Source organism: Bradyrhizobium sp. HKCCYLRH3097 (assembly GCF_051167875.1).
Taxonomy (GTDB): Bacteria; Pseudomonadota; Alphaproteobacteria; order Rhizobiales; family Xanthobacteraceae; genus Bradyrhizobium.
In genome coordinates this window covers 1-12,436 of the sequence record NZ_JBNPTX010000003.1, presented here as the reverse complement: position 1 = coordinate 12,436, position 12,436 = coordinate 1, and the positions used below count along the sequence as shown (strand labels likewise).

13 protein-coding genes are annotated in these 12,436 nt (G+C 65.4%); 8 read left to right on the top strand and 5 right to left on the bottom strand.

Annotated elements, in window-relative coordinates; all coding sequences use genetic code 11:
* Positions 1–151: 151 nt before the first annotated feature.
* From ACQR0U_RS09020 to ACQR0U_RS09010, 3 genes are all read right to left on the bottom strand, one after another.
* Complete coding sequence (locus ACQR0U_RS09020; RefSeq protein WP_315713176.1) at positions 152–322, bottom strand: hypothetical protein; 171 nt, start codon at positions 320–322, stop codon at positions 152–154.
* A 219-nt stretch (positions 323–541) separates the two neighbouring features.
* Entirely contained in the window at positions 542–784 is a 243-nt protein-coding gene (locus ACQR0U_RS09015) for a (2Fe-2S)-binding protein (protein WP_315752825.1), read from the bottom strand.
* Positions 785–849: 65 nt separating this feature from the next.
* Positions 850–1,704 (bottom strand): xanthine dehydrogenase, encoded by an 855-nt coding sequence (locus tag ACQR0U_RS09010; protein ID WP_434843094.1) that lies wholly within the window; start codon positions 1,702–1,704, stop codon positions 850–852.
* A gap of 397 nt (positions 1,705–2,101) precedes the next feature.
* On the opposite strand from ACQR0U_RS09010, the gene ACQR0U_RS09005 reads away from it, so the two are divergent.
* The 7 genes from ACQR0U_RS09005 (at position 2,102) to ACQR0U_RS08975 (ending at position 10,710) form a co-directional block, all read left to right on the top strand.
* Entirely contained in the window at positions 2,102–2,950 is an 849-nt protein-coding gene (locus tag ACQR0U_RS09005) for an SDR family NAD(P)-dependent oxidoreductase (RefSeq protein ID WP_315752827.1), read from the top strand.
* 422 nt (positions 2,951–3,372) lie between these two features.
* Entirely contained in the window at positions 3,373–5,112 is a 1,740-nt protein-coding gene (nifA, locus tag ACQR0U_RS09000) for a nif-specific transcriptional activator NifA (RefSeq protein WP_434843093.1), read from the top strand.
* Positions 5,113–5,572: 460 nt separating this feature from the next.
* The gene (locus ACQR0U_RS08995; protein WP_008961670.1) at positions 5,573–5,767 is read left to right on the top strand and encodes a 4Fe-4S dicluster domain-containing protein; all 195 of its coding nucleotides are present in this window, start codon (positions 5,573–5,575) and stop codon (positions 5,765–5,767) included.
* Between the two features lie 38 nt (positions 5,768–5,805).
* On the top strand, positions 5,806–7,326 hold the full coding sequence (gene sufB / locus ACQR0U_RS08990) for a Fe-S cluster assembly protein SufB (protein ID WP_315768880.1): 1,521 nt from the start codon (positions 5,806–5,808) through the stop codon (positions 7,324–7,326).
* Between the two features lie 37 nt (positions 7,327–7,363).
* A complete protein-coding gene (gene sufC, locus ACQR0U_RS08985) occupies positions 7,364–8,125 on the top strand; it encodes a Fe-S cluster assembly ATPase SufC (RefSeq protein WP_315752830.1) in 762 nt (253 codons plus the stop codon).
* A 14-nt stretch (positions 8,126–8,139) separates the two neighbouring features.
* The gene (sufD, locus tag ACQR0U_RS08980; RefSeq protein ID WP_434843092.1) at positions 8,140–9,465 is read left to right on the top strand and encodes a Fe-S cluster assembly protein SufD; all 1,326 of its coding nucleotides are present in this window, start codon (positions 8,140–8,142) and stop codon (positions 9,463–9,465) included.
* Between the two features lie 3 nt (positions 9,466–9,468).
* Positions 9,469–10,710, top strand: a complete 1,242-nt coding sequence (locus ACQR0U_RS08975; RefSeq protein ID WP_434843091.1) for a cysteine desulfurase — start codon at positions 9,469–9,471, stop codon at positions 10,708–10,710.
* Positions 10,711–10,980: 270 nt separating this feature from the next.
* Here ACQR0U_RS08975 and ACQR0U_RS08970 read toward each other — a convergent pair whose 3' ends face one another.
* The gene (locus ACQR0U_RS08970; protein ID WP_315752833.1) at positions 10,981–11,442 is read right to left on the bottom strand and encodes a SufE family protein; all 462 of its coding nucleotides are present in this window, start codon (positions 11,440–11,442) and stop codon (positions 10,981–10,983) included.
* A 45-nt stretch (positions 11,443–11,487) separates the two neighbouring features.
* Complete coding sequence (locus tag ACQR0U_RS08965) at positions 11,488–11,880, bottom strand: response regulator (protein WP_315752834.1); 393 nt, start codon at positions 11,878–11,880, stop codon at positions 11,488–11,490.
* Positions 11,881–12,329: 449 nt separating this feature from the next.
* On the opposite strand from ACQR0U_RS08965, the gene ACQR0U_RS08960 reads away from it, so the two are divergent.
* On the top strand, positions 12,330–12,436 hold a 107-nt coding region (locus ACQR0U_RS08960), incomplete at its 3' end, for an ArsA-related P-loop ATPase (RefSeq protein ID WP_434872155.1).

Here is a 12,436-nt window from a genome sequence, read left to right as displayed (position 1 = left end):
GTTGCGAGCCGCAGCGCTGCCTCTCTCTGCCCTTCAAGGGAAGGAGGGAGGGGCCGGCCGCAGCCGGGACCATGGTCCGTATCGCCTCAGCAAGGATGAGATGAACAACGCCGAGATGAAGGCGTCTCTCCGTTGACGGGGACCCGTGCCGTCACGCGGTGTGACCCGGATCGACATCATCCGGCGTCTTCTTGTCGCGCTGCGGCGTCATCTTCGCCGGATCCTTCGCGCCCGGCACGCCGCGCGGGCCGAGCTGATCGCGCTGGATGTCGTCCTCCGAGCGGTCGGGCTCGCGTCCGTTGATGGGGAGGTCTTTTGCCATCGCCTGATCCTCTCGCTGTTCGCATCAGGGCAATGCGCGCGGTGTGCTCACGTTCCGCGCGATCCGCGCGCCGCGGCGGCAGGAACGCCGCCCCGGCGGACGACGGTCGCCGTCACCGGCGGCAAGCCGTTCATCTGAGGACCAGTGCACGTCGTCTGCTGTCGCATTTGTCCGATATCCGACAAGTCCGTGCGTCGGCACGTCATACGCATGCCGGTGCTACGCGGCGGACATCATCGCGCACGGCGCGGGCTCGGCCTGCACCGGCCACACCGCCGCAGCGGCCGTATCACCCTGCCGCTCGTCGAGGATCCGCTTCACCGAGCGCGAGCAGAGGCCGCATTGGACCGTGCAGCCGAGACAATCATACACTTGCGCCGGCGAGCCGAAGACGATGTCGGCCGCCGTGACGATGTCGCGAATGGCCGTGTCGCTGATGACGTTGCAGGAACAGATGATCATGGCTGTTGCTCGCTCCTGCAAACGATAAGCAACCGGGATGCCAAGGTCGGCGCGCACGGCGCGGGCTAGTCAGAATCGTTCGAAGCGACCTGATGCGCGGGCACGCTCGTGCTCGTCCCGATGCGGTTCGCGGCGTGCAGCCGTATTGCGGCCAACGTCGCCTGGGCGAGCGCCTGTCCCTGCGCATCGATCCCGGTCCACTGCGCATGACGGCCGCGTGGATCGACCTCGGCGAGCGCGATGCCGGCCGGCACGTCGCTGCCGTCGCGGACGATGCCGCGCAGGATGCCGTCATAGGGCGCCGTGACCGGTGCGCCGGAGAGATGGCCGATCACGAAGCCCTTGTAGATGCGCGTGCCGATCTCGATCGGGGTATGCCATCGGCCCTCATGCGGCGAATGCACCAGGCGCTCGACACCGACGAGCGCGCCGACGTCATCCGTTGCCAGCGTCCAGCCCTCGCGCACGATCTGGCCGAGCCGGCCCGGCCGAGTCTCGATTACGATATCGCAATTGGCTGATGGCGAGAAGCCCGGACCGATGCCGATCGAGAGCCGCGTCATGCCGCGCAAATTCGGGGTCACCGCGCGCCGCTGCATCCGCGCGTCGATCAGGACGTCGATGGTACGGACCGGCAGGAGATCGAGCAACCCGAGTGGAGTGACAAGGACGTGCCGGGGATTGCCGAGCGCCTTGAACACCTCCATCGTGCTCTCGATGCGCTCGCCCGTCACGTTCTCGATGCGGACCGTGTCGCCGAACAGGGCGTCGTGAAACGCCATCTTACGGCGCATGACCGGCGGATTGGGATCATGCGACAGCACCACGCAGAAGCCCGCACGATGCAGATGCACGCCGATCGCCGACGCGACATCGTTGGTCCCGAGGACCACGGCGAAGCGCACTGCATTCGTCCCCATGTCCTGGTCCATACGGTGTTGGCGTCTCGTGGCTGTCGGTCGTGCGACTGACAAGCGGTCTTCCAGTTCGAATGATCAGATCCGTCGAGCAAGAGTTGGACCATCAGGCATCGTTCTGAAAACGATCGCTCTGTGAAGGTCCTGCAAAGGACGCGGCACAAAAGCCGACGCTGGATGTGTCCAGAACCCGCCAATCTGTCGCGAACCCGACAGGAAAAGCTGCTTTGCCCGCCGTTTTCGCTGGCCCGGAATCTGCACAACCGGCGCATGGCGATACCCCTGGTATTTCCGATCGTTACGGAGCCTGCGCCCAGATCACGTCTGCGGCAAAGGCAGCAGCCGAAGCTTGGCAGCCGGCGTCCTGGTGGCGTTGCGGCGCAGGATCAGGACGGATGAGGTGAGCCTCGATCTCGACCAGGACGTCCGCGATCCCGCCATGGAGGCGGCTCAGACCATCACGGCGTGCCCGTTCCATCGAGACGTGGCGGCCGCCGAGCGGCCCGCGCGCGCCGAGCAGAAAACGCTCGTGCTGACCGGCGGCTCGCGCGGCATCGGTCATGCGACCGCAAAGCTGTTCTCCGACGCCGGCTGGCGCATCATCACCTGCTCGCGCCAGCCGTTCGACGGCGGCCGCTGTCCGTGGGACGCCGGTCCCGACAATCACGTCCAGGTCGATCTCAGCGATCGCAAGGCGATCCCGCGTGCGATTGCCGACATCAAGCAGCGGCTCGACGGCGCGCCGCTGCATGCCCTGATCAACAATGCGGCGATCTCGCCGAAGGCCGAGGACGGTGGCCGGCTGGATTCGCTCGCGACCTCGGTCGAGACCTGGATGACCGTCTTTCACGTCAACTTTCTCGGACCGATCCTGCTCGCGCGCGGGCTGTTCGAGGAGCTGAAGCGCGGGCAGGGCGCGGTCGTCAACGTGACGTCGATCGTCGGCACCCGCGTCCATCCGTTTGCGGGCACCGCCTATGCGACCTCGAAGGCGGCGCTCGCCTGCCTGACCCGCGAGATGGCGCACGATTTCGCGCCGCATGGCATCCGCGTCAACGCCATCGCCCCAGGCGAGATCAAGACCGAAATGGTGTCGCCGGAGACCGAGGCGCGGTTCTCGCCGCTGATTCCGATGCGCCGGATCGGCGCGCCGGAAGAGGTCGCCAAGGTGCTGTTCTTCCTGTGCTCGGATGCGGCGAGCTACGTGACCGGCGAGGAGATTCAGATCAATGGGGGGCAGCACCTCTAGGTTGATCACCGCCGCGCGCGGCCGACACGCGGATGTGAACGCGTCATGCCGTGGCTGGCCGCAAGGAGACGAGCGGCGGGCCGCAAGTGGAAAGTTGGTGTTCAGGTGTCGTCCGTTGCGATCCGGTCGCAAACAGGCCGGCGGATGCGCAGCTATCAGGTGTCGAGTAGACAACGCGAAATCGTCAGGCGCACCGTTTTGCCGCCCGTGCGGACGTGCAATGCACGCATCGCGACGGGTGTAAACTAATTTGTTAACATCATGAAAGCCTGCAGCTTTTCTGGCCTGTCCGTTGCACACTACTTCTGCGGCAATGCAGCAAAGTTAGGCACGACAATCATCTGCAGTTAAGGGAGGATGTTAGAACACCTACAATCACGGGCGGCTTTACCAAGGCGTTCGTGACGATCAGAGAAGCGACCATGGTCCAAACGGAAACACGTCAGGTCGAAGCTCAGGACGTCAGGTCCAACGCCGCGCCGATCCCGCTCAGCGAGATCGCGCTGACCGGAATTTTCGAGATCTCGAAAATCCTCGCCGCGCCGACGCGGCTGGAGATCACCCTCGCCAACGTCGTCAACCTGCTGCAGTCCTTCATGCAGATGCGCCACGGCGTGGTGTCGCTGCTCGCCGATGACGGCATTCCCGATCTCGCAGTCGGGGCCGGGTGGAGCGAAGGCAGCGATCAGCGTTATCGCGAACGTCTGCCGCAGAAGGCGATCGACCAGATCGTCGCCACCGCCGTGCCGCTGATCGCGGAGAACGTCGCCGATCATCCCGCCTTCAGCGCCGCCGACGCGATCACGCTCGGCGCCTGCGCCGACACCCGCGTCTCCTTCCTCGGCGTTCCCATCCGCATCGACCAGCGCGTCGTCGGCACGCTGACGATCGACCGTGTCTGGGACGGCCGCGCCGTGTTCCGGCTCGATTCCGACGTCCGCTTTCTGACCATGGTCGCCAACCTGATCGGCCAGACCATCAAGCTTCATCGGGTCGTCGCGCGGGACCGCGAGCGGCTGATGGCGGAAAGCCACCGGCTGCAGAAGGAGCTGTCGGAGCTGAAGCCGGCGCCGAAGGATCGCAAGAAGGTGCTGGTCGACGGCATCGTCGGCGACAGCCCGGCGCTGCGCGCACTGTTGGAAAAGATCAACGTCGTCGCCAAGTCGAATGCGCCGGTGCTGTTGCGGGGCGAATCCGGCACCGGCAAGGAGCTGGTGGCGAAGGCGATCCATGAACTGTCCAATCGCGCGAAGCGGCCGTTCATCAAGATCAACTGCGCCGCATTGCCGGAGACGGTGCTGGAGTCGGAGCTGTTCGGCCACGAGAAGGGCGCCTTCACCGGTGCGATCAACGCGCGCAAAGGCCGCTTCGAGCTGGCCGACAAGGGCACCTTGTTCCTCGACGAGATCGGCGAGATCTCGCCGGCGTTCCAGGCCAAGCTCTTGCGGGTGTTGCAGGAGCAGGAGTTCGAGCGCGTCGGCGGCAACCAGACCATCAAGGTCGATGTCCGCATCGTCACCGCCACCAACCGCAACCTCGAGGAGGCGGTGTCGCGCAACGAGTTCCGCGCCGACCTCTACTACCGGATCAGCGTGGTGCCCATCAAACTGCCGCCGCTGCGCGAGCGTCGCAGCGACATTCCGCAGCTGGCGCGCGAGTTCCTGCGCCGCTTCAATTGCGAGAACGAGCGCGATCTGACGTTCGACGTCAGCGCGATCGAGGTGCTGATGCATTGCGGCTTCCCCGGCAACGTGCGCGAGCTGGAGAACTGCGTGCAACGGACCGCGACCATGGCGACGGGCTCGGCGATCGGTATGGACGACTTCGCCTGCAGCCGCAACGAGTGCATGTCGGCGATCCTGTGGAAGGGCAACACGGTGACCCCGCCGCCGCCGCGCGGCCAGCCGATCGTGCCGCTGCCGATCCTGCCGCGGACCTCGGCGCCGGTCGAGGCTCCCGTCGAGTTGCCGGCGATCGATGCCGATGACGGCGAGTATTCCGATAGTTCGGAGGGCGGCGCCGTGCCGGAGCGCGACCGAATCGTGCAGGCGATGGAGCGGTCCGGCTGGGTCCAGGCCAAGGCCGCCCGCCTGCTCGGCCTCACGCCGCGTCAGATCGGTTACGCGCTGAAGAAGCACAACATCGAGGTCAAGCGGTTCTGAGCGGTGGCGGCTTGATGGGATCGAAGGGCGCGCGGTAGCGCGCCCTTCTTCGTTTGGACTTTGACGCTCCGGCGTTGCCCCAATCTCCTCCGTCATTCCGGGGCGACGCACGCGCGAAGCGCGACGAGCCGGAATCCATTTCGCCGCGCGATCTGCCGCACGGTGGATTCCGGGCTCGTGCTGCGCACGCCCCGGAATGACGGAGGAGCGACCTGGGTCACGACCGGCGTTCGCGCGCGAGGTGACATCGGACAATTGCGCAGTGAGACCTCGACTCCGACGACACGCTGCTCCCGCCCTGTCGCACTTGCGACATGCTGTCGGGAGAGCGACAGCTCGCCGCGACCTGCGACGTTTAGAATCCTCCTTAGAAATCAACCAAATGCGCTCTGGCACGGCGCTTGAAAGATATCGCGCGAATGACATCGCTCGATGTCGCAAGGATCGCGGGGAGCTGCACATGGCCTACAAGATCATCGCCTCACAATGCACGGTCTGCGGGGCCTGCGAGTTCGAGTGCCCGAATGCGGCCATTCGGCTCAAGAACGACATGTATATCATCGATCCGAAGAAGTGCACGGAGTGCGAGGGCCACTTCGATGCGCCGCAATGCGCCGCCGTCTGTCCGGTGCCGGACACCTGCGTCCCCGCCTGACGCGGGCCGCGGCGGAAACATTGCAAGCGGAGTGAGAGATGGCAGCGGTTCAGGAGACCATTGATCGGGTCAAGGGCATCGACGTCGATCAATATCGCTACGGGTTCGAGACCGTCATCGAATCCGAGAAGGCTCCGAAGGGGCTGTCGGAAGACACCATCCGCTTCATCTCGGCCAAGAAGAACGAGCCGGCCTGGATGCTGGAATGGCGGCTGGAGGCGTATCGCCGCTGGCTGACCATGACGGAGCCGAGCTGGGCGCGCGTCGGATACCCGAAGATCGACTATCAGGATCTCTATTACTACGCGGCGCCGAAGCCGAAGAAGAAGGTGGCCTCGCTCGACGAGATCGACCCGGAGATCCTCAAGACCTACGAGAAGCTCGGCATTCCCCTGCGCGAGGTCGAGATCCTCGAAGGCGTCGAGCGCCCGGCTGGAGGCGCGGAAGCCGACGCCGATGGCGAGGCGGCCACGCCGCGCAGCAAGATCGCGGTCGATGCCGTGTTCGATTCGGTCTCGGTGGCGACGACCTTCAAGGAGGAGCTGAAGAAGGCCGGCGTGATCTTCATGCCAATCTCCGAGGCGCTGCGCGAGCATCCGGACCTGGTGCAGAAATATCTCGGAACGGTCGTGCCGACGACCGACAATTATTTCGCGACGCTCAACTCGGCGGTGTTCTCCGACGGTTCGTTCGTCTACATCCCGCCGGGCGTGCGCTGCCCGATGGAGCTGTCCACGTATTTCCGCATCAACGAGCGCAACACCGGCCAGTTCGAGCGCACGCTGATCATCGCCGACAAGGGTGCCTACGTCTCCTATCTCGAGGGCTGCACGGCACCCCAGCGCGACGAGAACCAGCTGCACGCCGCCGTGGTCGAGCTGGTCGCGCTGGATGATGCCGAGATCAAGTACTCGACGGTGCAGAACTGGTACCCTGGCAATTCGGAGGGCGTCGGCGGCATCTATAATTTCGTCACCAAGCGCGGCGACTGCCGCGGCACCAATTCCAAGATCTCCTGGACCCAGGTCGAGACCGGATCGGCGATCACGTGGAAATATCCGAGCTGCATCCTGCGCGGCGACAATTCCAGCGGCGAGTTCTACTCGATCGCGATCTCCAACGGCTTCCAGCAGGTCGACTCGGGGACCAAGATGATCCATCTCGGCAAGAACACGTCGAGCCGGATCATCTCCAAGGGCATCGCCGCCGGAAAGTCGCAGAACACCTATCGCGGCCTCGTCAGCGCCCATCGCAAGGCCTCTGGCGCCCGCAACTTCACCGCCTGCGATTCGCTGCTGATCGGCGACAAATGCGGCGCGCACACCGTACCCTACATCGAGGCCAAGAACTCGTCGGCGGTGTTCGAGCACGAGGCGACGACGTCCAAGATCTCTGAGGACGTGCTGTTCTACTGCATCCAGCGCGGTCTGTCGCAGGAAGAGGCGGTTGGGCTCGTCGTCAACGGCTTCGTCAAGGACGTGCTGCAGCAGCTGCCGATGGAGTTCGCGGTCGAGGCGCAGAAGCTGATCTCGATCTCGCTGGAAGGTTCGGTTGGATGACGGCGTCGCGCGGCGACAACATCACAAGGAGTGTTCGATGACGGCCTTGCTCGAAATCAAGGGGCTCCATGCCGAGATCGCCGGCGGACGGAAGATCATCCAGGGCCTGGACCTGACCGTGAACAAGGGCGAGATCCACGCCATCATGGGGCCGAACGGTGCCGGCAAGTCGACGCTGTCCTACGTGCTCGCCGGCAAGCCCGGCTACGAGGTCACCGCCGGTGAGGTCTATCTCAACGGCGAGGACCTCTTGGCAATGGAGGCCGATGAGCGCGCCGCCAAGGGCGTGTTCCTGGCGTTCCAATATCCGCTGGAGATCCCGGGTGTCGCGACCTTGACGTTCCTGCGGGCCGCCTTCAACGCCCAGCGCAAGGCGCGCGGCGAAGAGGAGCTGTCGTCGCCGGATCTTATCAAGCGCGTGCGCGAGATCGCCAAGACGCTCAACATCGACGCCGACATGCTGAAGCGGCCGCTCAATGTCGGCTTCTCCGGCGGCGAGAAGAAGCGCAACGAGACCCTGCAGATGGCGCTGCTGCAGCCCTCGCTCTGCGTGCTCGACGAGACTGACTCCGGTCTCGACATCGACGCGCTGAAGGTCGTCGCCAGCGGCGTCAATGCGCTGCGCTCGGCCGAGCGGGGCATGATCGTCATCACCCACTATCAGCGGCTGCTCGACTACATCGTGCCCGACATCGTTCACGTCTTCGCGGCGGGCCGCATCGTCCGCACCGGGACCGCGGACCTCGCGCGCGAGCTCGAGGCGACCGGTTACGCCCAGTATCAGAGCGAAGCGGCGTAGGGCGGAGCACGAGCATGGGCGTCGCGATCCGCAAGACCAAGGCCGAGCTCGGGCTGGCCGATCTGTACCAGGGCGCCCGCCGTTATCTGCCGGGCGGCGAGGAGATCACGGCGGTGCGCGCCGCCGCTTTTGACCGCTTCAACGCGGTCGGCCTGCCGCATCGGCGCGTCGAGGCCTGGCGCTACACCGATCTGCGCACGCAGATGAAGGAGGCCAAGCGGCTGGCCTCACTGCCCGATGACGCCGCCAAGACCAAGGCGCGCGAGGCGAGCGACCTGTTCGCGGGCACCGGCTTCCGCAAGCTGATGATCGTTGACGGTGCCTTCGTGCCCGAGTTGTCCGACCTCGCCGATCTCGAGCCCGGCCTCACCATCCAGCCGATGGCCGACGCGCTCGCGGCCGACAAGCCGCTGCTGTCGCAGCGGCTCGGTCCGGTCGTGCCGGACGACGATCCGGCGCTGGCGCTCAACACCGCGCTGGCTGCCAATGGCGTCGTGATCCTGGTGGCGCCGGGCACAGCGCTGAGCCGGCCAATCCACGTCGCGTTCGTCACGACGAACTGGGTCGCAACCTCGATGTACACGCGGTCGCTGGTCAATATCGGAACTGGGGCCAGCGCCACCATCGTCGAGTCGCATCAGGGGCCCGACGGCAGCGAATATCAGGTCAACACCGCGATGCAGCTCGTCGTCGGCGACGAGGCGCGGATCGACCATATCAAGGTGACCCGGGAGGGCAACAGCGCGCTGCACATCTCCTCGCTGCTCGCCAATATCGGCGCGCGCGCGACCTTCAATCAGCTCGGCTTCGTCACCGGTGGCAGCCTGGTGCGCAGCCAGCTGTTCGTGCACATCGCGGGCGAGGGCACCGTAGCCGACATCCGCGGCGGATCGCTGCTGTCCGGCGCCCAGCATGCCGACACGACCTTGGCGATCGAGCATGCCGCCGAGAACTGCCAGAGCCGCGAGACCTTCAAGGCTGTCGTCGGCGACACCGCGCGCGCGGTGTTCCAGGGCAAGATCACGGTCAGCCCCGGCGCGCAGAAGACCGACGCCAAGATGATGTCACGGGCGCTGCTGTTGTCCGACGAGGCCGAAGCCGACAGCAAGCCGGAGCTCGAAATCTTCGCCGACGATGTGCAATGCGGCCACGGCACCACGACCGGCGCGATCGATGACGAGCTGCTGTTCTATCTGATGGCGCGCGGCATTCCGCCGAAGGAAGCCAAGGCGCTGCTGATCCAGGCCTTCGTCGGCGAGATCATCGAGGGCGCTGCCAATGAGAGCGTGCGGGCGGCGCTGACGGAGGCGATGCTGGGCTGGCTCGGACAACGGGAGTAGGTGATGCATGCAGCGGTGCAGGGAAGCGGCTACGACGTTGGCCGCATCCGCGCGGATTTCCCGATCCTCGGCATGCAGGTCCACGGCAAGCCGCTGGTCTATCTCGACAACGCCGCGTCAGCGCAGAAGCCGCAGGCGGTGCTCGACCGGATGAACCAAGTCTACACGTCCGAATACGCCAACGTGCATCGCGGCCTGCATTATCTCGCGAACGCCGCCACCGAGGCCTACGAGGGCGCCCGCGCCAAGGTCGCGACGTTCCTCAATGCCGAAAGTCCGGAGCAGATCATCTTCACGCGCGGCGCCACCGAGGCGGTCAATCTGGTGGCGCAGACCTTCGGGCGCGAGCGGATCGGGCCGGGCGACGAGATCGTGCTGTCGATCATGGAGCACCACGCCAACATCATCCCCTGGCATTTCCTCCGGGAGCGGCAGGGCGCCGTGATCAAATGGGCTCCCGTCGACGGCGACGGCAACTTCCTGCTCGACGAGTTCGAGAAGCTGCTGACGCCGCGCACCAGGATGGTGGCGATGACGCAGATGTCGAACGTGCTCGGCACCGTCGTCCCGGTCAAGGAGGTCATCCGCATCGCGCATGCGCGCGGCATTCCCGTGCTGGTCGACGGTTCGCAGGCGGCCGTGCACATGGAGGTCGATGTCCGCGATCTCGACGCGGATTTCTACTGCATCACCGGCCACAAGATCTATGGCCCCACCGGCATCGGCGCGCTCTATGGCAAGCGCGAGCTGCTGGCGGCGATGCCGCCGTTCAACGGCGGCGGCGAGATGATCCGCGAGGTCTCGCGGGACTGGGTCACCTATGGCGATCCGCCGCACCGCTTCGAGGCGGGCACGCCGCCGATCGTGGAGGCCGCCGGGCTGGGCGCCGCGATCGACTACGTTGCCTCGATCGGCAAGCAGCGCATCGCGGCGCATGAGCATGATCTCGTCACCTACGCCACCGAGCAGCTGCGCGAAATCAACTCGCTGCGCATCATCGGCAACGCCGCCGACAAGGGCGCGATCGTCTCGTTCGAGATGCAGGGCGCCCACGCCCACGACTTCGCCACCGTCATCGACCGCTCCGGCGTCGCGGTCCGCGCTGGCACCCATTGCGCCATGCCGCTGCTGGAGCGTTTTGGCGTCACCGCAACCTGCCGCGCGTCGTTCGCGATGTACAACACGCGCGACGAGGTGGATGTGCTGGTCCGTGCGCTGAAGAAGGCACAGGAGTTTTTCTCTTAAGAGCACTCGCTCTGTCCTGGCAGAGTTCCTACTGACTCGCATCTGGCGAGTTGGAATCGAGCATTCGCCAAGCTGGCGGTGCGCTCCCTCGCCCCGCTTGCGGGGAGAGGGTTGGGGTGAGGGGGACTCTCCACACGCACCAGACTCGCGGAGAGTCCCCCTCACCCGGATTGCATCTTCGATGCAATCCGGCCTCTCCCCGCACGCGGGGAGAGGCGAAGACTGAATGTGCCGCGCTATAGCGGCTTCATCAAAGCAACAAATCAAAACCTACGCCGCCGCAGCCATCGCCGCCTGCGCATCGGCCTTGATGCGGCTGACCATCGAGCGGAAGCCGTTGGAGCGCTGGGGCGTGAGATGCTCGCGCAGGCCCAGCTTCTCGAACAGGGCGATCGGATCGGCGGCGAGAACGTCCGGCGCGGTGCGGCCGGAGACCATCGCCAGGAGGATCGCGACCAGGCCACGCACGATGTGCGCGTCGCTGTCGCCGACGAAGTGCAGCACGGGCGCGGCGGCGTCGTGCCGCACGGCGGTGGCGAGCCAGACCTGGCTGGTGCAGCCCTGCACCTTGTTGCCATCATTGCGGTCGGCGTCAGGCAGCGGCGGCAGGCCGCGGCCGAGCTCGATCACGTAGCGGTAGCGGTCGTCCCAGTCGTCGAGCAGCGCGAAATTCTCGACGATGTCCTCGATGTCCGGTATCCCCGGCGTCGCAGTCTGGGTCATCCTCAACATCATCCTCTCCTCGTCATCGGCCGATCTCCGTAGATGCGGGGCCAGCTATGCCGTCATGTCAGGCTCGCTGCCGCGCCGCGCCAGCACGGAATCGACCGCGTGCGTGACCCCGTCGAAGGTGATTGGCTTGGCGATGATGGCTTCCGCGCCCTGCCGCAGGCCGGCCAGCGCGAGCGGCGACCGGGGCGATCCCGCGACCACGATGATGCCGGCCTGATGCATCTTCCGGGCGAGCATGCCGACCGTCTCGGCGCCGTCGTCCTCCAGGATGCTCATCCCGATGAGGACGGCGTCGGGCGAGGTCCGTGCCGCCTTGGTCAAAGCGTCGGCGGTCTCCGCGAAGGTGAAGGTCTCGTGACGCTCACTGAGAATGTAGCCGAGCGCCGAGCGGATCACCTGATCGGCTTCAATGACAAAGACGCGCGCCTTGCTCGCCATCAAAAGTACTCCTGCTGGCCCGTTCGAAAGCGGGTTTGATCTGCATCAAGCAAACTCCGTACCGCCGCTCCTGACCGGCCCCCCGCGAGCGCTCCGCGGTGTTCTCTACGGAAGCGCCGCTCGGAGCCGCGGCGGCATGTGTCGTTTCGGACAGCACGGCGCGGGAGCGTCGGGTGGAAACCCCCGATGTCGGATTTGCAACAAGTCCATCCTAGCGCCGAGCTTGGCCGCATCTCTTTCAAAACATGGCCTTTTTAACGATTCCAAAGCTCTGGCACAGCCGTTGCAAAACTGGGCTCAGGCAATGGTTGAGGGCTGAGTGCACGCCGACGCTTCGGACGAGCGATGCTCTCCTTCCCAATAACCCGTCTGCCGGTTCTGGAGAGAGGACGCGGTCTCGCGATGCAAGGCGCATGCGGGACATTGGCAATCGGTTGATGGAGAGCAGAATGTCATCACTTCGACAAATCGCATTCTACGGCAAGGGCGGCATCGGCAAATCGACGACGTCGCAGAACACGCTCGCGGCGCTCGCCGAGATGGGTCATCGGATCCT

Bases quoted from the DNA above. Each gene is read 5' to 3' on its own strand.
- ACQR0U_RS09010 (WP_434843094.1), bottom strand. From the start codon at position 1,704: ATGGGGACGAATGCAGTGCGCTTCGCCGTGGTCCTCGGGACCAACGAT.
- ACQR0U_RS08995 (WP_008961670.1), top strand. From the start codon at position 5,573: ATGGCCTACAAGATCATCGCCTCACAATGCACGGTCTGCGGGGCCTGC.
- ACQR0U_RS08965 (WP_315752834.1), bottom strand. From the start codon at position 11,880: ATGGCGAGCAAGGCGCGCGTCTTTGTCATTGAAGCCGATCAGGTGATC.
- ACQR0U_RS08975 (WP_434843091.1), top strand. From the start codon at position 9,469: ATGCATGCAGCGGTGCAGGGAAGCGGCTACGACGTTGGCCGCATCCGC.
- ACQR0U_RS09020 (WP_315713176.1), bottom strand. From the start codon at position 322: ATGGCAAAAGACCTCCCCATCAACGGACGCGAGCCCGACCGCTCGGAG.
- nifA (WP_434843093.1), top strand. From the start codon at position 3,373: ATGGTCCAAACGGAAACACGTCAGGTCGAAGCTCAGGACGTCAGGTCC.
- ACQR0U_RS08970 (WP_315752833.1), bottom strand. From the start codon at position 11,442: ATGTTGAGGATGACCCAGACTGCGACGCCGGGGATACCGGACATCGAG.
- sufC (WP_315752830.1), top strand. From the start codon at position 7,364: ATGACGGCCTTGCTCGAAATCAAGGGGCTCCATGCCGAGATCGCCGGC.
- sufB (WP_315768880.1), top strand. From the start codon at position 5,806: ATGGCAGCGGTTCAGGAGACCATTGATCGGGTCAAGGGCATCGACGTC.
- sufD (WP_434843092.1), top strand. From the start codon at position 8,140: ATGGGCGTCGCGATCCGCAAGACCAAGGCCGAGCTCGGGCTGGCCGAT.
- ACQR0U_RS09015 (WP_315752825.1), bottom strand. From the start codon at position 784: ATGATCATCTGTTCCTGCAACGTCATCAGCGACACGGCCATTCGCGAC.